We start from the raw sequence: 20,385 nt of genomic DNA on the forward strand, positions 1-20,385 counted from the left end.
TTATGCCAAGTTATGCAAACCGATACATAAGTAGTTTAACCAGAGAAACGTATGCCCTAATTCTTGCCGGTGGACGTGGCTCACGTTTACATGAATTAACAGACTGGCGTGCTAAACCAGCAGTCTATTTTGGTGGTAAACACCGAATAATCGACTTTCCATTGTCGAATTGTATTAATTCAGGTATTCGTCGAGTTGGTATTGCTACTCAATATAAGTCGCACTCGTTAATTCGTCACGTAAACCGTGCATGGGGTCACTTTAAGAAAGAACTGGGTGAATCTGTAGAGATTTTACCTGCATCTCAGCGATATGGTGACGAGTGGTATTGCGGTACAGCTGATGCGGTATTCCAAAATATGGATATCATCCGTCATGAACTGCCTAAGTATGTCATGATCCTCTCTGGTGACCACGTATATTGTATGGACTACGGCGGTTTGTTGGCAAAACATGTTGAGACAGGTGCTGATATGACGGTTTGTTGTATTGAAGTACCTTGCGAAGAAGCTGCAGATACATTTGGTGTAATGACGGTTGATGAAAGCAATCGTGTCCGTCGTTTTGATGAAAAGCCTGCTGAGCCAACGTCTGTACCGGGTAAACCAGGAACCTGCTTAGCATCAATGGGTAACTATATTTTCAATACTGAGTTCTTATTTGAACAATTGAAAAAAGACGCAGAAACGGAAGGCTCAGGCCGTGATTTCGGTCACGATATCATCCCAGCTATCATCGAAGAGCATAACGTGTTTGCATATCCGTTTAGAGACTCTAACACAGATGGTCAACCATACTGGCGCGATGTGGGTACGCTTGATTCATTCTGGGAAGCTAACATGGAGCTGGTAATGCCAGAGCCTCAGCTTGACCTTTATGATCCAAAATGGCCAATCTGGACTTATCAGGAGCAGTTACCACCTGCTAAGTTTATTTTTGATGATGATGACAGACGTGGAATGGCTGTTGATTCAACAGTTTCGGGTGGCTGTATTATCTCTGGCTCTAAAGTTAAAAAGTCACTGCTGTTCTCGAATGTATATGTTCACTCATTCTGTGAAATTGAAGAGTCTGTGATTTTACCTGGTGCGAAAATACAGCGAAATTGCCGAATTAGGCGTGCTATTATTGACCGTAATTGTGAGATCCCAGCAGGCCTAGAAATTGGCTACGATCACAAAGCTGACAAAGAAAATGGTTTTAGAGTCTCGAAAAAAGGGATTGTGTTGGTAACTCGTGATATGTTGAATGAACTTGCAAAAAAGTTAAAACAACAAGAACAAGATAATAAACGACTTGCTTAAGCAATCGCGTTAAATGAAAAAGGGAGGGCATGTCCCTCCCTTATTTATATTTGAATAATACCAATTCGCTTAATTAAGTATTATTGCTGATTGGTATAACAGTTTTATGGAGTACTGCAAAGCATGCATGTATTGATGGTAGCTGCAGAGAATGATGCATTACCGAATGCAAAAGTCGGTGGTGTAGCGGATGTTGTTAGAGATTGTCCTAAAGCGTTAGTAGAAAAAGGCCTTACTGTTGATGTGGTGATCCCTGATTATGGCTTTGATTATTTAGAGCGTCATCACATAGGTGTAGTACATGTGCCATTTGCAGGTCAAATGCAAAAACTGGATGTGTGGAAGCTAGCTCAAAGTGATGAAGGTGTAACGCAACTGCTTATATCTCATTGGGAATTTAGTCGCCATAATGGTGCTGTTTATTGTAATGATGAACCAGGCCGCCCCTTTGCAACCGATGCAAGTAAGTTTGCTCTTTTTAATGCTGCCGTTTGCGAAGCTTTATTACAAGGGCTTATCCGCACGCCGGATGTTGTGCATTTACATGATTGGCACAGTGCTTGTGTTGCTCTATTACTTAAAACAGATAGTCGCTATAAAAATCTATCGCACTTATTTTTAGCTTACACAGTACATAACCTTGCCTTGCAAGGGATACGTCCTTTCAAAGGCGATAGTTCAAGCCTAGAAGCCTGGTTTCCTGGCTTAGGTTATAACGGCGAACGGTTATGTGATCCGCGTTATTTTGATTGTTTTAACCCAATGCGCAGCGCAATTAATCTGGTGGATAAAGTACATCTTGTTTCGCCAACTTATTGCCAAGAAGTACTGCGCTCAAGTGATGCAGAAAAAGGCTTCTTTGGTGGTGAGGGGCTTGAAGCTGACTTGCAAGCTGCTTATGAACAAGGCCGCGTAGTTGGCATTCTTAATGGTTGCGAATACCCTGGAATGAAGCTTGAGGACATTAGCTTAGCGAGTCTTTATCAACATGCCGAAAATGCATTATTTCAATGGATGGCAAAAAGTCCGGTTTTAGATTCAAGCTATTACATAGCGCATCAACGCTTACTTAAATTTAAAACTCAGCCGTTTTCTGGGCCACTAGTAACCAGTGTGGGTCGTTTAACGGACCAAAAAGCACTATTACTTCGCCAGCCTTATGATAAAGGACTGGTGTTAGATGAGCTGTGTCAGCGCTTAAAACAATATAACGGTTATATGATTATTTTAGGCTCAGGAGATGCTGAACTTGAGCAAATTATGACATCGGTTATGGCTCGCCAAGAAAACCTGCTATTTTTAAAAGGATACGCACATTTTGTTGGCGAATACATGTATCACTTAGGCGATTTATTTTTAATGCCAAGTTCATTTGAGCCATGTGGTATCAGCCAGATGTTAGCCATGCGAGCAGGACAGCCGTGTTTAGTCCATGGTGTTGGCGGTTTGCGTGATACGGTAGAACATCATGTGAGTGGTTTTAGTTTCCAAGGTGAGAGTTTAGCATCACAAAGCTACGAACTTGTTACTAGTTTTAGCGATGCGCTTGAGCTTAAAAAATCACAACCAGAACAATGGTGTGCAATATGTGAACAGGCTAAAAATGCCCGTTTTACGTGGCAATCCGTTGCAGAAGGCTATTTATCAGGCTTATATCAATAAAAAATGCGTGATTCATGGTAATTAAGTGACTTTTTTGTCAATTTCAGCTATTAATTACTTAGTGTGAGATAAAATATAAAAAGTAGGTAAAGTGGCTGTATTTGTTGCTAGGCAAGCGGTCTTTAATCGTCGTCAACAAGTTGTCGCCTATGAGCTACTATTTAGAGATAGTTTAAAAAATAGTTTTCCTGATGTGTCAGAGAGTACGGCAACGGCTCGGCTGATTATGGAAAACCAGCTCAATTTAGGTACCCGTCATATTACGTCGGGCAAAAAAGCATTAATTAATATAGGTCCAGAGTCTTTGAAGCTGGACCTTTGCGCGTTTTTGCCAACTCAAGATGTAGTGATTGAGTTACTCGAAACTATGGAACCTACCGACGAAAATTACGAATATTGTCGCGAGCTTTTTCACAACAACTATAAGTTGGCACTGGATGATTTTGTCTACCAACCTGAGTGGGATCGCTTTTTAAAACTTATTCGTCTTATCAAGTTTGATGTTCAGCAAACACCCTTTGAAGAAATTGCCCCTGTTGTAAATAAGCTTAAGAAACATAAAAAAATAAAGCTTTTGGCTGAAAAGCTTGAAACAGCCGATGATTACGACAAAGCCTATAAAATGGGCTTTGATTTCTTTCAAGGTTATTTCTTTGCTAAACCCAAAATGATTCAGCATCGCGATATTGATTACAACTACGCGCTGGTATTATCAATTTATGCTGAAGTCATGCGCCCAGATCCAAACATTAGCGAAATTGCAGGTTTGTTCTCGTTAGATACCGCACTTGCTTATAAATTGCTACGCTTAATCAATAGCGGCGTGTTTCCTATCAAAAGTAAAATTGGCTCTCTAAAACAAGCGCTTGTATATTTAGGACATGAACGACTGAAAAAGTTTGTAAGCCTAATTATTACTGCCCACAGTGCCCAGTCAAAACCAGCCGAGCTTACTCGGCTTTGTGTTGTTAGAGCGCGCTTTTGCGAATTAATAGCGCAGCGTGTTGCTAAGCAACAAACTGGTGAGGCATTTTTAACGGGACTGTTTTCGTTGCTCGATGCCATATTAGATCAGCCAATGGAAAAGCTATTGGATCGATTGCCGTTTCCTGACGAAATTCATGCCGCTCTCATGCAAGAAAAAAATATTCTCTACTACATACTAGAGACTGTCAAAGCGTACGAAACTGGCAGTTGGTGGGCGCTTGAACAGGCTGTTGCCTATTTAAGTATTGAAAGTGCTGACCTTCCCAAGATATACGAAAATGCAGTAAATTGGAGCGATAGCTGCAGGCAAAACCTATAAGGGATTTATGCGCAATATAAATATGGATGTTTTACGGGGTATTGCGGTACTCGGCTTGATGTTTATGAACATCTACACCTTTGCTGTGTTTGAGTACGATTATACCCCAAGTGCTACGCCACCATTTTCAGATTCACTCATTCACACCATAAATACTGTGTTTATTGATGGGCGTTTTAGAAGCCTTTTTTGCTTGTTATTTGGTGCGTCTTTAGTTATTCAATGGCAGCTTTGGCAAAGCGTCGAGAAGCAACATAAGCGACTAAAAGTTTTGGCTTGTATTGGCCTTGCCCATGGCTTTTTATTGTGGGCTGGCGATATTTTGTTTATTTATGCTTGTGCAGGCTGGTTAACCCTTAAATTTAGCCAGCAAGATAACGAAAAAATACTGCGTATGGGCATGTTGTTCTTAGTTCTCGGTGCCTTTATTTCATTTTTACTTGCCTTTGTAGAGCCAGAGTTTAGCCCTGTAACGAGAAGCTCTGAGAGTTTTTTAATGGCGTATGACGCGGCTTATTCTTCTTATTTTGCAGGATTCGTCAGTAACTTTCTGATTTTTATAATAATGCTTATTGCTGTGCCGCTTATCACTATGTGGATGGCTGCAGGGTTAATGCTGGTGGGCGTTTATTTATATAAACAAGGGGTATTTGTTAAAGGTTTAACACACTCTCAGCTTAAGTTGATTACTGTTGCAGCGATAAGTTTTACGGCTCTAAGGTTGATGATAGAGCCTGACCAAAGTGTATTCATGTACGCGATAGCTGAACCGATTAATTGGCTGGCTGCTTTAGCTATGGCCATTTGTTATTGCCACATCATTGTGAAAATAGTTAAAAATTCCCCCAGTAACTGGTTGCTGCTACAGCAAGCTGGTCGCATGTCATTAACGCTTTATCTAATGCAAACAGTGATTTTTATCCTGTTTTTTAAAGTCGTATACCCAAGCGCAGCACTTAATTTTGATCGCATAGATTATTGGTTGGTTATTGCTGTTGTGCTTGTTTTTCAATTGTTTTTTTGTAAAGTGTATAGTCAGTACTTTACACATGGTCCGTGTGAATTAATTTGGCGGAAATTGTCTAGATAATTCCTCGTATACTACAATCAAAGAAAAACAAAGCGGAGTGGTAATGCGAGTTTGCTTGTTGGTTTTTACATTGCTTTGCTGTTCACCACTTTATGCTGGCGAGCAACTCTCTGTGCTGTTAGTTAATCCCTCAGTTAAAAGCGATGTATTTTGGCAAAAAGTGACTGATGTGATGCAGGTTGCTGCCAAGCAAAATAATGTTTCCCTCACAACAATTTATGGTGGTGGAAATCGCCACATTCAATTAGCCGAGCTAAAACAATACCTGCAATATAACCCTAAACCTGATTACGCAATTTTAATCAATTACCCAGGCGGCGCAGAGCAGTCAATGAGCTTGCTTGAACAACACAAAGTGAATTTTATCACTCTCGAAGAAACGATTGTTGGCGTAGAGAGAGATGAAGTGGGTAAACCCCGTCAGCGCTTTAAGTATTGGTTAGGTGAAGTATTTCACGATAACTTCAAAGCGGGTGAACAACTTGGTAAAGCCTTACTTGATGAGGCAATAAATACAAAGCAAACGCCTCACTTCGTTGCGATTAATGGTCATTATGGCACTGAATCTGACACCCGTAGTGACGGCCTTGTTCATTATTTACGAAAACAAGATGTTGAGCTTGAGCAAGTTGTGTATGCAAATTGGAGTAAGCAGGAGGCCGCGAATAAAGTGAGCCGATTATTACAACGACACCCAGATACAAATGTGATTTGGTGCGCCTCTGATTTAATGGCACAAGGTGCCCTTGAAGCAGTAAAAGGTGAAACAGATAGAGCCTATTTTATTGGTGGCATTGATTGGCTTGATGATAATTTAGATTTAATAGAACAGCAAAAACTTACGGCCAGTGTTGGCGGGCATTTTATGATGGGAGCGTGGGCACTAATTAGCGTGGTCGATCATCATAATGGTAACCCTTATTGGCATAATCACGATGCGATTAAATTTCAGCTTGGGGTGATCACACAGCACAATATTCAAAGTTACAGCTGGCTAAGAAACATCGAAGATTGGTCGGTTATCCCTTTTGAAACCTTCTTACTGCAAAACAGCAAAAGCACTGAATACGCATTCGATTTTGATACACTACATAGTTTATTGAGCGAAAAGCCCAAAAACGCAGCACTACACTAAAAGTGTAGTCAAAGAGCCTAGATTCTACCTAGCTTGGTAAAGGCTTCTGGTATAAACTAGCGGCTTTAAAATCCAGACAGAAGTGTGCCATGACAGAGTTAAAGCGATTAAATAAATTTATCAGTGAAACAGGTTTTTGTTCACGCCGTGAGGCAGATAAATATATTGAAGAAGGTCGTGTTACTGTTAACGGCAACTTGCCTGAAATGGGGGTAAAAGTTAGTGACGCCGATGATGTACTTATAGATGGCAAACCTTTAAAAGCAAAGCCTAAGCTGGTTTATATTGCCTATAACAAACCTGTTGGTATTACTTGTACGACTGAGCGAAAAATCAAAAGCAATATTGTTAAAGCAGTTAATTACCCAGAGCGTATTTTCCCAATCGGACGCTTAGATAGACCTTCAGAAGGCTTAATTTTCTTAACTAACGAAGGCGACATCGTTAATAAAATTCTTCGCGCTGGTAATAATCATGAAAAAGAATACGTAGTGACCGTTGATAAACCGCTTAATCGTCAGTTCGTGAATAAGATGGCAAACGGTATTCCTATCCTCGATACCGTTACTAAAAAGTGTAAGGTCAAGCAAACTGGCCCACAGCAATTTACCATTGTGCTAACACAAGGCTTAAACCGCCAAATACGTCGTATGTGTGAATATTTAGGTTATGAAGTGGTGACACTAAAGCGCACACGAATTATGAACGTGACCCTAAAGGGTTTAAAGGTAGGGCAGTGGCGTCACTTAACCGAACAAGAAATGGCTGAGATCAATAACTCAATTGCCGACTCAGGTAAAACGGAAGAGCGCTCAATTGATGAAAACAAACAGCCAACGCAAGCTCGTGCTAAGCAAAAGCCACGCAATGAAGAAGAAAAAAAGCGCGACTTTTCTAAATACGTGAAAAAAGCACGCAGTGATGCCAAACAAGGTCAATCAAGATCAAAGGCTGGCAATTCACACTCATCAAAACCAAATCAAACGAAGCGTAGCAGTACTAAACGTACAGGTACATTAAGCTTGAAAAAGTAAGCTCAGCGCATTAGAGCTCTGGCTAGTATTTATTTTAATTAGTTACCTTCAGGGTTCTAAATGATACTGATTTCAACCCTAGCCTTCATTAGGGTTAATGGCATCAGCTTTAAGACGGACTATTTTCTGTTGAAACTCTTTTTTAGTGAGTTTTTTCGCGATAATGTCGTTAAGTTGATGTTTGTTTACAATGAAAAGCTCTTTCGTATTGTCATCTTCAAATAGTAATTGTGCTACTTCATTATTTTTAACGCTTGCTTCAATCAATTTGAATCCATTCACAATCAAGTTAGGTCTAAAATACAGAGCAATCTGACTGTTTTGTGGAAAGTCGTAATGAGATTCAACAGTCGTGGTTGAAACAGAATCACACCCGAGCTCTAAATCGGGTGATTGTTGCCCTTCACAAATATCTGCGATTGGTGTGCCTATTTCCCCAAAAATCCATCTTGAGTTAAATATCAATCCATTTTGTCCTTCAATTGCTAAAACAGCATCAGATAAACTTTCAACGGCAACGTGAAAAGCTACATTAGACTCATGCTGATAGTATGTATTTTCATTGGCGCTTAAAGTACCACTGAATATTGTAATCAATAAGTAAAGTACTTTTCTAAACATCTTAATCCTTCAAGTATTAAATCAGCAGCAATAGGTTAGCACACAAGCTGATAGGTTAATCATTAAACAGACACCCACTTTAAACAAACCTTTTGGCAGCTAAGAGCATACTTGCTAAGGTACTCTCACTGATAGGTTAACTTATTTAATAAAGCTGGTGCTAATTCTAGGTAGTTAGTGTTGATATTTGGAGAGGCTGAACTGGTTTTATTTGTATAGCATTTTTTAAAAGGTTGTTGATGGTTTGAATCAGGTGAAAAAATAAATGTTATTTACTTTTCTTGTAATCTCATTTTTGGGATTTATATATTTTAAGTTATTTGCGAGGAAAAGAAGTGGGCTTGCGATTTGGCTATTTTATATTTCTACCGTCATTTTTGGCGTCTTTTCGATGAATGCTTTCATGGAGAGTGAAGAAATGTTTTACCTTGGAGTTTTCTCTTTTTTTATCTTCGTAATTACTATTTATTTGATGAGTGTGAGAATAAAAAATAAGTAGAAGCGCGTCTTTCCATTTCCCATTTGTTACCTTTAAAAAGCTATCAAGCACAGTTAACCTCAGTAGAACTGATGAGCACTTGCTGACATTTGCAGTACAATCAGTGCCATTAAGTTAAATAGACACCCACTTTATTCACAACCATAACTAGACCACCATAAATGGACATCCACTTTAAAAGTAACTAGACACCCACCTTAATAACAAAATACTTATGCTAGACACAGGCGAGCTCTCGGCATTCGACTTTACCGAGAATAATAAATAAGTTAATAATTGATAGCTGACCAATTTTCACGACTAATAAACAGGGTTATCAATGGCTAGCTTTCAGAATGTATTTATCTTTATTGCATCTCTATTGTTTGTTGGTTATGGGGTGTTGGGATTACTAACGAATAAAATACGTGTAGGTAGCAGAAGTTATACAGGGAGCATTAGCACCATCCATAAGCACCAAGAACCAGTGCGCTTTTATTTTTGGTGTTGTTTATTTTTATTTGCTGGCTGTGGCGGATTTTATTACCTTTTTGCTTATTAAAATAAAAGGTAATAAAGAAAAGCCCTAACAGTTTGCTGATAGGGCTTTTGGTTGAGAGTCAATCTGTATTAATTAGCGTGACGCTGCTTTGGTACTTTGATCTTAAACAGCATGGTATAGAGCACAGGCACAACAATTAGTGTCAGCACTGTCGCAAAACCAAGGCCAAACATAATGGTTACCGCCATTGACTGGAAGAACACGTCAAATAGCAGTGGGATCATGCCTAAGATGGTGGTAATTGCAGCCATCGCTACAGGGCGAACACGGCTTACACCAGAGTCAAACACTGCTTTGTAAGGGTCTTTGCCGCTATCGAGTTCAAGGTTAATTTGATCGACTAATACAATGCCGTTTTTAATGAGCATACCGCTTAAGCTCAGTAAGCCAAGCAATGCCATAAAGCTAAATGCTGCATTCATTAGTAATAAACCAGCTGATACACCTACAATGGCTAGTGGCACTGTTGCCCAAATCACTAAAGGCTTTTTAACTGAATTGAACAGCAATACAGTTATAGCGAACATAGCTAAGTAACCAAGAGGTAATGAGCCGAAAATAGCTTTTTGCGCATCTGTTGATGACTCATATTCGCCGCCCCATTGCAATTCATAGCCACGAGGTAGTTCAATAGCTTCTATGTCTTTGCGAACACGTGCAAACAGCTTCGCTGGAGTTTCATCACCAATAACATCGTGGTCGGCCATTACAGTGATGGTGCGCTTACGGTCACGTCGCATGATCAAGCTGTCTTCCCACTCAACAACAAAATCATCAACCACTTGTGTCACCGGTACAAATACACCTAACACTGGGCTGTAAATTTGTAAGTCGCGCAAGCTTTCAACGTTTAAGCGCTCTTCAGCAGGTGAGCGAGCAATAATAGGCAGCATTTGCGTGCCGTCTTTATAAACGCCCACTTGTTTACCCGATAAGCTAGTTAACAGCAGTTGATCAAGGTCAGATTTAGCAACCCCTAAACGACGGGCTTTTTGCTCGTTAAATTGCGGACGAATTAACTTCGAGCGAGCACGCCAATCGTCACGAATATTAAATGCCCCCGCATCTTGATGCAGAATGTCTTTTGCCTCTTTTGCTAATTGGCGAAGTACCACAGGATCAGCACCAGAAAAACGCGCTTCAATTTTTGCATCTGTTGATGGGCCAATTTCCATACGTTTAACTTTAAGCTGAGCATCAAGTACATGTTCGTGTTGGTAATCGCGTACTTTTTTGATCATGGTTGTAACAGCTTCGCGGTCTTTTACTCGAATAATCAATTGCCCATAGGCTGGGTATGATTTTTCAGGTGCGTAAGTCAGCATAAAACGCGGTGCACCTTGACCAACCGTTGTGGTTATTTCTTCAACCAGTGGGTCGGCTTGTAAAAATTTTTCAAGCTTAGCAACACCATCCATAGTGGTATGAATATCAGCGCCTTGCGTATGCCAATAATCAACATAAAACATAGGGGTATTCGATGCTGGGAAGAACGACTGCTTGATAAATTTAAAGCCATAAACTGAGCTAACAAGCAGGACCACCATCAGCAGTAACGTAGTTTTACGGTACCGCATTGCTGTATGCAACACGCCTTTATAAACATTGAAAATAACACCTTGATAAGGGTCATCATCGTGATGCGGCTGTTTTTCAGTGGCTTGTTTAAACATTAAATCAGCGAAGAAAGGCGTTAAAGTAATGGCTGTGATCCAGCTTAGTAACAATGAAATAAACAACACCCAGAATAAGCTGCCAGCAAACTCACCACTGGCATCTGAACTCAAGCCAATCGGCGCAAAGGCAGTGATAGCAATAACCGTAGCCCCCAGTAATGGCCACTTGGTTTGATTTACAATGTTAGTCGCCGCTTGCAGTTTTGTTTGTCCGCGTTTTAGGTTAATCAATATGCCTTCGGTAACCACAATGGCATTATCAACCAGCATCCCTAAGGCTATGATTAAAGCACCTAATGAGATCCGCTGTAAATCAATGGCAAATAACTTCATGAAAATGAAGGTACCTAGTACGGTCAGTAGGAGTATTACACCGATCAATACACCGCTCTTAAAGCCCATGAAGACTAAAAGCACGATAATAACAATAGCAACGGCTTCAAGTAGGCTGATAATAAAGCCACTTACTGACTTTTCTACTTCAGCAGGTTGGTTATAAACGCTGTTTATTTCCATACCATGTGGTCGTTGATATTCTAGTGACGCTAAATGGGCATCAATATTTGCACCTACATCAACAACGTTAACGCCTGTGCTAAACGATACGCCTACCAGTAATGCTTGCTGCTGGTTATAGCGAATAATATTGTTAGGGACTTCTGCATACTCACGAAAAACGGTAGCAACATCACCTAAGTAAATAAGCTCATTTTCACCTGGTTTTGAAATTAGTAGGTTTTCGAGCTCTTTTACGTCTTTAAATTCACCGGTTGGGTGTAAGCGAATTGATTCGTCGCCAACGCGGACTTTACCCGCGTTAGACACGCTATTTTGAGTTTGTAAAAGCTGATAAATTCGATTAGGCGAAATACCTAATTGGGCAAGTTTGCGGGTTGAAATTTCAACCATGACTTGTGCTTGTTGCTCGCCACCCACGGTTACTTTACTAACGCCATCAACCAAAACAAGCTCACGTTTTAAATAATCAACGTAATCTTTAAGCTCATCGTAAGAATAACCATCACCAGTGACTGCATACATCACTCCGTATACATCACCAAAGTCATCCATAATCTTGCTTGGATAAACACCAGAGGGCATCGACGATGCTTGATCATTGATTTTACGACGCAACTCATCCCATATTTGGCGTAAGTCTTGTTTACGATAATTGCTTTTCATCTCGACGGTAATTTGCGACTTACCTGGTGATGAAATACTGGTTACGTAATCAACATACGGTAGCTGTTGAATTGCATTTTCAATAGGGAAGGTGACTTCTTCTTCAACCTGCTGTGGTGACGCGCCCGGATAAAGGGTGATCACCATGGCTTTTTTTAGGGTGAATTCAGGATCTTCTAGTTGTCCTAAGCCAAAGTAAGCGACGGTTCCACCAATCAGTAAAAACAGCGCGAACATCCAGCTAATGACTTTTCTTTCAATAGCGAGTGCAGCAAAGCTCATTATAAGCCTCGCTCTTTTTGCCATGGACGCACTTTCATGCCTTCTTCTAAAAAGTGCACACCAGCAGCCACAACGATTTGGCCTTCTTTAATACCTGAGAGTACTTCAATGCCATCACGGTGTAATTGGCCAACTTCAACAGCTTGCTTGTGCACTAAACCCGTGTTTTCGTCATAAAGCCACACATAGCTGTTGTCGTTTTCAGACTCGGTAGGTTCTGAGAATACCGCCTCAACAGGCAGTAATGTATAAGGAGATTGTGAACTGGTGATTTTGCTTAAGTCTATATCAACGCGGCCAGTCATACCGGCAAGTAGATTAAAATCTTCTGGCACAGGTAATGAAAACACAACTTTATACGTTAAAGTAATTGGGTCGGCTTGGGTATCAAACTCTTTAACTGTTAATTGATATGACTTGTTTGGGTAACCATCAAATACAACTTCAGGTTGGTAATGTACGTCTTTATCGATACGTGCAATGAGCTTTTCAGGCACTTGAATAACCACGTCCATTAGATCGCGAGTTTCAAGGCGAAGGATGTTTTGTTTTGCTTGAATGTTTTCAAAGTTTTTTACAAACACCTTTGCCACAGTACCTGCGAATGGCGCGCGTAATTCACTATTATCTAGGTTGGTTTTGGCAATTTTTAGCGCTGACTCAGCAACCTGTTTATTGGCAAGGGCTTGGTCTAACTCAGATTGACTAGCAATAGAGCGGTTAAAAAGCTTTTGCACACGCTCAAGTTGAGACGCTGCAAGTTCAAAACGTGCTTTACGCTCTTCATACTGCAGTTGAAAATCTTCAGGATCCAGTTTTGCTAAAAGCTCTCCTTTTTCAACGTGTTGGCCCGCAAGAGCAGGGAACTCAAGTAACTCACCATTTACTCTAAAAGCGAGATAAGAACCTTGGTTAGCAACAACTTCAGCAGGAAAGCTGCGAATGCTTTGCTCTGAATTATTACCAATATTAAAAAGTTTAACAGGACGTACTACCGGCTCTGCTTCATCTTGCTGTGCTTGCTCTGAACATGCCGCAAGAAGCAAAAACATGCTGCTCATTAACGTGGCGGTTGCCAATCTCATTGTCTTCTCCATAGATAAGAAAGCATAAATTTGCTGCAGGATACGCTGCAAAGATATAAAATAAAAATTATTAAATTTTAGAAACAGCATAAATTTTATTTATATAGTTTGCCATTAATGAATTTAAATCAATTAATCATTCTAGATGCTATTGTGCAAAGCTCTAGTTTGAGCCAAGCCGCACTTAAATTGCATAAGACTCAACCAGCGCTCACGTTAGCTATTAAGAAGCTAGAATCAGAGCTAGGGTTTGAGTTACTAGACCGAAGCCAATACAGGTTACATTTAACTGAGAAGGGCCGTATTTTTTATCGTGAGGCCAAGCAATTACTTAATGCAAACAGTGAGTTAAGCTCACTTGCTAAAGAGCTGGCACTAGGTAATGAAGCCAATTATAAAATTTGTTACGAGCAACTTTGCCATCAAAACAGTTATAACCAAGTGATCAGCCAAACCTTTAAACGTTTTGCTAGTACTGAGTTTAGTATTTCTTCAGGTAAGCGCTTTGTATCTCTAGAGCAGGTTAATAGTCATCAGGCTGATTTAGGAATTGGCCCTTGGTTTGATTTGTTTCATGCAACAGGGGATCTCGAAAGTTTACCGATTGGTAAATTTGATATAGGTATTGTTAGCGCGCCTGATGTAGTGCCAAGTGAAATCAGCTTTGCTGATATTCAAAATTACCCGTGTTTGGCCATGTTTGAAAGCGACTTAAGTTTTGACAGTGATAGGCTTTCTTATACCCTAGGCTCTGCATTAATGAAAATTGACGATATAACCAGTGTTAAGTCGTTTTTGCTCTCTGGTGCGGGCTGGGCAATGATCAGTTTGCAGCATTGCCAAGCGGAAATCGATGCTGGTTTATTACAACAAATTAAAATTATCGATCGTGAACACCAGTTTGGCGCAGAAATTCGTGTATTTAGACAGCACTCAGTTCATCATGGCCCTGTTGCAAGAGCTATTTGGCAGGATTTTAGCGAGGTTAGTAAACAGTATTTGGAGTCGAGTCGTGCAGCAGGCAACTAAAGAAGATTTAATTTATACCATTATTTGTGCCATTCCTGAGGGGAAAGTTGCCAGTTATGGGCAAGTCGCAAAGCTTGCTGGATACCCTAATAACTCAAGGTTGGTGGGGCGGTTATTAAAAGTGATGCCCGAAGGCTCAAGCATTCCATGGCATCGGGTGGTTAATAGCCAAGGTAAAATATCGTTTCCAGAAGGTAGTAATAAACACCTTGAGCAACGACAAAAACTACTCAGTGAAGGTGTTACTTTTAATAAGGCTAAAATTAATATGCGCCTGCATCAATGGGACTAATAAACATACAAGCTAATTGATAAGTAGTGACAAACACAGCCAACTAGCACAAACACATGCCAAATTGCATGGCTGTAATGGCGGGTTTTAGCGCTGTAAAACACAGTGCCTAAACTGTAGGCAATCCCGCCAGCTAGCAGCCACCATAAAGCGCTTAAATCGAGATTCAAATAAAGTGGGTAAACAAGTGCTAATGCAAACCAACCCATTAATAAATAGGTAGCGAGAGAGACCTTTTTATTCGTGTTTTTGACCAGTAATTTATATGCAACACCACCAAGCGCTAAAGTCCAAATAAACACCAAAGCAGCAATTGCCCAAGCCCCAGATAACGAAATAACCAAATAAGGCGTATAGGTACCGGCAATAAGCAAGTAAATTGCACAGTGGTCACATTTTTTATAAATGGCTCGTATACGCTCTCTGGTACTGGCGTGATATAAGGTCGAGGCTAAAAATAATACCAGTAGGCTTGAGCCGTACACGATGGCACTTACCGTAGCTGACACAACTTTAGATTGTGAAATTAAGTCCCACAGTACATATACCGCAAATAGGACTCCCATGCCGTGAGTAAGCACGTTAAGTTGTTCTTCTTGGCGTGAATAAGGGAGTTGTTCTGTCATATCTATCTACTAAAAATGAGTGAATAAAACAGTTTCAGTGTACAAGTGTGCGCTGAAGTTGGCAATGCTTATTTTTTCGCTAAATATTGGTCAAAACATTTAAATTGGTTGGTTTTATTAACCAATGCTGAATAAGCTTAAAAAATAAATTAATTTTTAATCCATTAAAAATCAATGATTTAAAATTTATTTTCAGGGTGGCACAACCTTTGATTAAGTAATTACGACTAATTACTTAAAGAGACAAGGAATACCACTATGAATAACTCACTTAAATTAACTACTGCTGCGTTACTTGTATTAGGGTCAACTCAAGCAAGTGCTACTGACTTTGAATTAGATATCAGCAATACAATTACACAATCTGTTAAAAGCTATGTTCAACAAGCAAGTAACGAGTTGAAGGAAAGCGTAATGAACAGCATTGAGTTTGATGCTCAAAAGTTACTAGATACTTACATGAGTGAAGATGCAATTGCTTCGAAAGAAGAAGAGTTAAAAGTTGCTCAAGCTCCTAAAGCAACAAACAAGCAGTAAGGAAACAAGACAATGAGTAGTGAAATCAGCTTATTTTTACTTATGGTTGCACCGGTTTTGAGTTTACTCAGTGCATATGCATCAATCGAATTATTTCGTAACGTTGCACAATGGTTCAACTTCTAAGGAACAAAGTAGATATTAAGATTTCATGAAATATTGATCGGCGGATTAAAAGCGCACGTAATTAAAGGCATGTGGTTTTAGAATAGTAGACTTTATGAAGCGTGCGATTTTTCCTTTACCGGTTTTTATTTTACCTGAAGGGTTCACCAAGCTAAGAATTTTTGAACAGCGTTACTTAACGATGGTCAAAGAAGCTGTACAAGATAACACTGGTTTTGTGCTGTGCACTTACCAACACGATACAGATCTTAACTTGCCCGAGATTGGTTGTTTAGTGCAAATAACCGACTTCAATCAAGATGATAATGGTCAATTGTTAATTGATGTTTATGCTGAGTATGCAGTGTCTATGCATAACGCTTTTCAGGATAAGCAGCAACTTCGACATGCTGACATCGAAATAATTACGTCACCTTCATGGTACGTAAGCACGCCAATTAATGACGAAAACACTTTATTGAGTGACACACTTCGTGCTGTATTTGCAAATCAGCCGGATTTAGCAGGCCTATATAAAGCCCCACAATTCGATAACCTTGCTTGGGTTGTTGCCCGCTGGCTTGAAATTTTGCCTATATCGTTACTTAAAAAACAACAACTTGCTTATAAATCTAACTTTGAAAACTTGCTAAGTTTCCTCCATACTCTAATCAACAACGAATTTACTGATTAATGTGATCTAACATCAACTTTTTGCCGTATTACTTTAAACGACAATAATTGGATGACATAAAGATGGTAAGTCAACAACTTCAAACAGGTTGTAAACCTAACACAGGTCAATACTCTGCCATGCCAGATACTCCAAGCAAAGAGCTTGCTGATGCTTTATTTGCTGTTGCTGAGCACCGTGATAAACGTGCGTTTGCAATACTTTTCCAATATTTCTCACCAAAAATTAAACGTTTTGGAATAAAGCAGTTCGGTTCTGAAGCACAAGCGATGGAATTAGTTCAAGAAACACTAACCTCAGTTTGGCGTAAAGCACACCTTTACCATAAAGAAAAAGGTGCAGCGACAACTTGGGTATACACAGTAATGCGTAATGCCTCTTTCGATATGCTAAGAAAAATGAAGAGCAGCAAAGAAGAATGTATTAGTGAAGATATTTGGCCATTGATTGATGAAGCCGAGCCGGGCCAGCACGAATTTAGTGACCACTTAGAAGATAAACAGATTAAACAATACCTTGATAAATTACCCCTTGCGCAACGTGAAGTTGTGCGCGGGGTGTACTTTCAAGATATGTCGCAAGAGCAGCTTGCTGAGCATTTAAATATTCCCGTAGGCACAGTGAAATCTCGTCTTCGCTTAGCCTTGCAGAAGTTACGCAATGAAATGGGAGATCACCATGATTAAGCACCATCCTAGCAACGAATTACTTGCCAAGTTCTGTGAAGGTAATCTACCTGCCACTTTGAGTGTTGCAGTCGCTATTCATGTTGAAATGTGCCCTGTGTGTCAAAAAGAACTCGCTGCGCTTGAAGCCAAAAACGCTGACAATGTATTTACTGAATCAGCTACAGACTTTGATGATATGTTCGATAAAACACTTTTTGATGCCATCACCGCTGATGAATCAATTGATGAAGTGTACGAGCAAGAACAGGTGTCGGTTGATGTTAAAGATAAAACCTACACTTTACCTAGAGCACTTACACGCATTGGCCACAGCAATTTTATGCAAATAGGTAAACTCGCCCGCTCTCGTATTGATTTAGAGGATGGCCCATTACGAGCAAGCCTGCTTCATATCGATGCGGGTGGTGAAATACCTGAGCACACACATACTGGATTTGAGCTCACTTTATTATTAGATGGGGAGTTTAGTGATGAAGACGGACACTATGTACCAGGTGACTTTATGATGTTAGATGGTCGTCACAATCACACACCAAAAACGATTGAAGGGTGCTTGTGCTTTACAGTTGTCAGTAGTGCCCTACACTTCAATAAAGGTATTAGTAAATTACTGAACCCAATTGGAAATCTTATCTATTAGTAGAGTTTATATGCAGCAATCGACAATTAAAATTGGTTTAAGCGCCTGCTTAGCAGGCGACAAGGTACGCTTTGACAGCGGCCACAAAAAATCTAATTTTTGCATGGATGAGTTGGCTAACCATGTTGAATATAAAAAGTTTTGTCCTGAAGTAGCAGTAGGGCTACCAATCCCTCGACCAACTATTCGTCAAGTACGTGTTGGCGATACTATTAAAGTGTGCCGCCCAGATGGCACTGGCGATGTTGGCCCTAAATTAACAGAATACGGTAAACGTGTTGCGACAGAACAAACTGCAGAATTAAGCGGCTTTGTGTTTTGTGCAAAAAGCCCTAGTTGCGGTATGGAACGTATTAAAATCTACAACGAAGCGGGTACTGGTAATACCTCAGAAGGCGTGGGTTTTTTTGCTGAGCAAATTATGGCACATAACCCATTGCTACCATGCGAAGAAAACGGTCGTTTAAATGATATGCACCTTCGCGAAAATTTTGTAATGCGTGTTTATACCTACAAGCACTGGCAAACATTAAGCGAACAACCACTCACAGTACATAGATTGACTCAGTTTCATGCCCAATATAAGTACTTATTGATGGCTCATAATTACGAAGCTTACCGTAGCTTAGGAAATCTACTTGGCACTTTTGATGGCGAAGATATCCAAACTTTGGCTGATGAATATATTTTAGGGTTAATGACTGCCCTTAAAAAACCAGCTTCACGTAAAAATAACGCTAATACATTAATGCACTTGCAAGGTTATTTTAAAAAATCACTTTCTAAAGTTGAAAAGCAAGAACTGCGTGATGCCATTGATGAATATCGCCAAGGGTTAGTGCCACTTTACGTACCACTTACGTTAATTAAGCATCATCTAAAAGTGCACCCAAACGAGTATCTTGCTAAACAAGTGTATCTTGACCCCTATCCGAACGAATTAAAACTACGCTACGGAATTTAATGAATACATTATTTTGGTTTAGGCGCGATCTGCGCCTTTTTAATAACGACGCCTTGTATCAGGCAATCGAAAATGGCTGCCAACATGCGGTATTTTTTATTACTGAAAAGCAATGGCAAAAGCATGATGTGGCTGCTATTCAGCTAGATTTATTAAAGCGTAGGCTTAGCTTCTTGGGGGAGCTTTTAGCTAGCAAAGGTATTGAATTACATATTATTGATGCAGCTGATTACGCCGGTTGTGTTGAAAAGTTAGCGTCATTTTGCGAGCAACATCAAGTAAAAAATGTATACGCCAACAACGAATATGAGCTTAATGAAGTAAACCGAGATAAAGCCTTTTTACAGCACGCTGATAGTCAAGGAATTGCTTTTTACGCATACGACGGCGATGTAATTGCGCCACCGGGAAGCATCAAAAATCAAAGCGGCGAAATGTTTAAAGTATTCACGCCATTTAAAAATGCATGGCTAAAAGTTTATCAAGACACCCACTTTTATTTTGCTGAGCCGCCACAGATGTTCGAACCCATTGAGTGGCAGCCAAGTGAGTTATTAGCCTCAGACGGCAACTCAGAAAAGTGGCCTGTCGATGATGAAACGCTCAGCCACGTTTGCGCGCGCTTTATTGAAGAGAAGCTAGCAACATATCAAGACCAGCGTGATATCCCAAGCATTAAAGGCACCTCAGGTTTAAGCCCTTACTTAGCACTTGGCATTATCAGCGTTCATCAATTATTGGCACTGATCCAACAGCGCCACCCAGATGTACTACGCAGCAGTAAAAGTAACTTATTTTGTTGGGTTAATGAGTTGATTTGGCGTGAATTTTACCGCCATCTTATCGCGATTTATCCAAACCTAAATAAATACGATAACTTTAATGAGAAATACAACGCCGTGAAGTGGCGTGATGATGACAGCGACTTTAAAGCATGGTGCGAAGGTAAAACAGGCTACCCGTTAGTTGATGCTGCAATGAGGCAGCTACTGCAAACTGGCTGGATGCATAACCGTTTACGCATGGTGGTCGCGAGCTTTTTAACCAAGCACTTATTAATTGATTGGCGTAAAGGCGAACGCTTTTTTATGCAGCATCTTATAGACGGCGACCTTGCATCTAACAACGGTGGCTGGCAATGGGCTGCAAGTACGGGGTGTGATGCTCAACCATATTTTCGAATTTTTAATCCTATCACCCAAAGCGAGCGATTTGATCCAGATGGTGAATTTATCCGTAAATATTTACCAGAGCTGGAAAAAATACCTGCTAAACAAATCCATTTTCCGCATGATTACTTAGAGAAACAGGGTAGGTCTAGCAGTTATTGGCCAGCAATTGTTGATCATAAAGCCGCGCGAGAGCGAGCGCTAAACGCATTTAAGGTGTGAC

At 40.2% G+C, this 20,385-nt stretch carries 18 protein-coding genes; 14 read left to right on the forward strand and 4 right to left on the reverse strand.

The window, feature by feature from the left end; genetic code table 11:
- Nucleotides 1–2 precede the first annotated feature (2 nt).
- From glgC to rluF, 6 genes are all read left to right on the forward strand, one after another.
- Nucleotides 3–1,304 (forward strand): glucose-1-phosphate adenylyltransferase, encoded by a 1,302-nt coding sequence (gene glgC / locus MTF66_RS03905; protein ID WP_054562381.1) that lies wholly within the window; start codon nt 3–5, stop codon nt 1,302–1,304.
- A gap of 123 nt (nt 1,305–1,427) precedes the next feature.
- A complete protein-coding gene (locus tag MTF66_RS03910; RefSeq protein ID WP_248526458.1) occupies nt 1,428–2,966 on the forward strand; it encodes a glycogen synthase in 1,539 nt (512 codons plus the stop codon).
- A gap of 91 nt (nt 2,967–3,057) precedes the next feature.
- On the forward strand, nt 3,058–4,272 hold the full coding sequence (locus tag MTF66_RS03915) for an EAL and HDOD domain-containing protein (protein WP_054562379.1): 1,215 nt from the start codon (nt 3,058–3,060) through the stop codon (nt 4,270–4,272).
- A gap of 7 nt (nt 4,273–4,279) precedes the next feature.
- Nucleotides 4,280–5,362: a DUF418 domain-containing protein gene (locus MTF66_RS03920; RefSeq protein ID WP_248526459.1), complete on the forward strand. Its 1,083-nt coding sequence runs from the start codon at nt 4,280–4,282 to the stop codon at nt 5,360–5,362.
- Nucleotides 5,363–5,405: 43 nt separating this feature from the next.
- Nucleotides 5,406–6,497: an ABC transporter substrate-binding protein gene (locus MTF66_RS03925; protein ID WP_248526460.1), complete on the forward strand. Its 1,092-nt coding sequence runs from the start codon at nt 5,406–5,408 to the stop codon at nt 6,495–6,497.
- An 89-nt stretch (nt 6,498–6,586) separates the two neighbouring features.
- Entirely contained in the window at nt 6,587–7,531 is a 945-nt protein-coding gene (gene rluF, locus MTF66_RS03930) for a 23S rRNA pseudouridine(2604) synthase RluF (RefSeq protein ID WP_248526461.1), read from the forward strand.
- 78 nt (nt 7,532–7,609) lie between these two features.
- On the opposite strand, the gene MTF66_RS03935 is transcribed toward rluF, so the two are convergent.
- The 3 genes from MTF66_RS03935 to MTF66_RS03945 all read right to left on the reverse strand — a co-directional run bounded on the left by MTF66_RS03935 (nt 7,610) and on the right by MTF66_RS03945 (nt 13,417).
- Complete coding sequence (locus tag MTF66_RS03935; protein ID WP_248526462.1) at nt 7,610–8,152, reverse strand: hypothetical protein; 543 nt, start codon at nt 8,150–8,152, stop codon at nt 7,610–7,612.
- A gap of 1,108 nt (nt 8,153–9,260) precedes the next feature.
- Complete coding sequence (locus MTF66_RS03940; protein WP_248526463.1) at nt 9,261–12,332, reverse strand: efflux RND transporter permease subunit; 3,072 nt, start codon at nt 12,330–12,332, stop codon at nt 9,261–9,263.
- Complete coding sequence (locus tag MTF66_RS03945; RefSeq protein WP_248526464.1) at nt 12,332–13,417, reverse strand: efflux RND transporter periplasmic adaptor subunit; 1,086 nt, start codon at nt 13,415–13,417, stop codon at nt 12,332–12,334. The genes MTF66_RS03940 and MTF66_RS03945 overlap by 1 nt, the downstream gene beginning before the upstream one ends.
- 117 nt (nt 13,418–13,534) lie before the next feature.
- Here MTF66_RS03945 and MTF66_RS03950 point away from each other — a divergent pair, with 117 nt between their 5' ends.
- Together MTF66_RS03950 and MTF66_RS03955 are read left to right on the forward strand one after the other, a co-directional pair.
- A complete protein-coding gene (locus MTF66_RS03950) occupies nt 13,535–14,446 on the forward strand; it encodes a LysR family transcriptional regulator (RefSeq protein WP_055021070.1) in 912 nt (303 codons plus the stop codon).
- Nucleotides 14,430–14,738 carry an MGMT family protein gene (locus tag MTF66_RS03955; RefSeq protein ID WP_054562368.1) on the forward strand — a complete coding sequence of 103 codons (309 nt, stop codon included), beginning with the start codon at nt 14,430–14,432 and terminating at the stop codon, nt 14,736–14,738. Before MTF66_RS03950 ends, MTF66_RS03955 begins: the two co-directional genes overlap by 17 nt.
- Here MTF66_RS03955 and MTF66_RS03960 read toward each other — a convergent pair.
- Nucleotides 14,735–15,364: a hemolysin III family protein gene (locus MTF66_RS03960; RefSeq protein WP_248526465.1), complete on the reverse strand. Its 630-nt coding sequence runs from the start codon at nt 15,362–15,364 to the stop codon at nt 14,735–14,737. The two genes, MTF66_RS03955 and MTF66_RS03960, sit on opposite strands and share 4 nt — an antisense overlap.
- Nucleotides 15,365–15,622: 258 nt before the next feature.
- Here MTF66_RS03960 and MTF66_RS03965 point away from each other — a divergent pair, with 258 nt between their 5' ends.
- From MTF66_RS03965 to phrB, 6 genes are all read left to right on the forward strand, one after another.
- Complete coding sequence (locus MTF66_RS03965; protein WP_054562366.1) at nt 15,623–15,901, forward strand: hypothetical protein; 279 nt, start codon at nt 15,623–15,625, stop codon at nt 15,899–15,901.
- A 220-nt stretch (nt 15,902–16,121) separates the two neighbouring features.
- Nucleotides 16,122–16,700, forward strand: a complete 579-nt coding sequence (locus MTF66_RS03970; protein WP_248526466.1) for an LON peptidase substrate-binding domain-containing protein — start codon at nt 16,122–16,124, stop codon at nt 16,698–16,700.
- Between the two features lie 62 nt (nt 16,701–16,762).
- A complete protein-coding gene (locus MTF66_RS03975) occupies nt 16,763–17,386 on the forward strand; it encodes a sigma-70 family RNA polymerase sigma factor (RefSeq protein WP_054562364.1) in 624 nt (207 codons plus the stop codon).
- Entirely contained in the window at nt 17,379–18,029 is a 651-nt protein-coding gene (locus MTF66_RS03980; protein WP_248526467.1) for a ChrR family anti-sigma-E factor, read from the forward strand. Before MTF66_RS03975 ends, MTF66_RS03980 begins: the two co-directional genes overlap by 8 nt.
- Nucleotides 18,030–18,039: 10 nt before the next feature.
- Complete coding sequence (locus MTF66_RS03985) at nt 18,040–18,993, forward strand: DUF523 and DUF1722 domain-containing protein (protein ID WP_058584142.1); 954 nt, start codon at nt 18,040–18,042, stop codon at nt 18,991–18,993.
- Complete coding sequence (phrB, locus tag MTF66_RS03990) at nt 18,993–20,384, forward strand: deoxyribodipyrimidine photo-lyase (protein WP_248526468.1); 1,392 nt, start codon at nt 18,993–18,995, stop codon at nt 20,382–20,384. The genes MTF66_RS03985 and phrB overlap by 1 nt, the downstream gene beginning before the upstream one ends.
- Nucleotide 20,385: the final 1 nt, after the last annotated feature.

Source organism: Pseudoalteromonas sp. 2CM39R (assembly GCF_023161845.1).

Bases quoted from the DNA above. Each gene is read 5' to 3' on its own strand.
- glgC (WP_054562381.1), top strand. From the start codon at position 3: ATGCCAAGTTATGCAAACCGATACATAAGTAGTTTAACCAGAGAAACG.
- MTF66_RS03910 (WP_248526458.1), top strand. From the start codon at position 1,428: ATGCATGTATTGATGGTAGCTGCAGAGAATGATGCATTACCGAATGCA.
- MTF66_RS03920 (WP_248526459.1), top strand. From the start codon at position 4,280: ATGCGCAATATAAATATGGATGTTTTACGGGGTATTGCGGTACTCGGC.
- MTF66_RS03925 (WP_248526460.1), top strand. From the start codon at position 5,406: ATGCGAGTTTGCTTGTTGGTTTTTACATTGCTTTGCTGTTCACCACTT.
- rluF (WP_248526461.1), top strand. From the start codon at position 6,587: ATGACAGAGTTAAAGCGATTAAATAAATTTATCAGTGAAACAGGTTTT.
- MTF66_RS03935 (WP_248526462.1), bottom strand. From the start codon at position 8,152: ATGTTTAGAAAAGTACTTTACTTATTGATTACAATATTCAGTGGTACT.
- MTF66_RS03940 (WP_248526463.1), bottom strand. From the start codon at position 12,332: ATGAGCTTTGCTGCACTCGCTATTGAAAGAAAAGTCATTAGCTGGATG.
- MTF66_RS03945 (WP_248526464.1), bottom strand. From the start codon at position 13,417: ATGAGATTGGCAACCGCCACGTTAATGAGCAGCATGTTTTTGCTTCTT.
- MTF66_RS03950 (WP_055021070.1), top strand. From the start codon at position 13,535: ATGAATTTAAATCAATTAATCATTCTAGATGCTATTGTGCAAAGCTCT.
- MTF66_RS03960 (WP_248526465.1), bottom strand. From the start codon at position 15,364: ATGACAGAACAACTCCCTTATTCACGCCAAGAAGAACAACTTAACGTG.
- MTF66_RS03965 (WP_054562366.1), top strand. From the start codon at position 15,623: ATGAATAACTCACTTAAATTAACTACTGCTGCGTTACTTGTATTAGGG.
- MTF66_RS03970 (WP_248526466.1), top strand. From the start codon at position 16,122: ATGAAGCGTGCGATTTTTCCTTTACCGGTTTTTATTTTACCTGAAGGG.
- MTF66_RS03975 (WP_054562364.1), top strand. From the start codon at position 16,763: ATGGTAAGTCAACAACTTCAAACAGGTTGTAAACCTAACACAGGTCAA.
- MTF66_RS03980 (WP_248526467.1), top strand. From the start codon at position 17,379: ATGATTAAGCACCATCCTAGCAACGAATTACTTGCCAAGTTCTGTGAA.
- MTF66_RS03985 (WP_058584142.1), top strand. From the start codon at position 18,040: ATGCAGCAATCGACAATTAAAATTGGTTTAAGCGCCTGCTTAGCAGGC.
- phrB (WP_248526468.1), top strand. From the start codon at position 18,993: ATGAATACATTATTTTGGTTTAGGCGCGATCTGCGCCTTTTTAATAAC.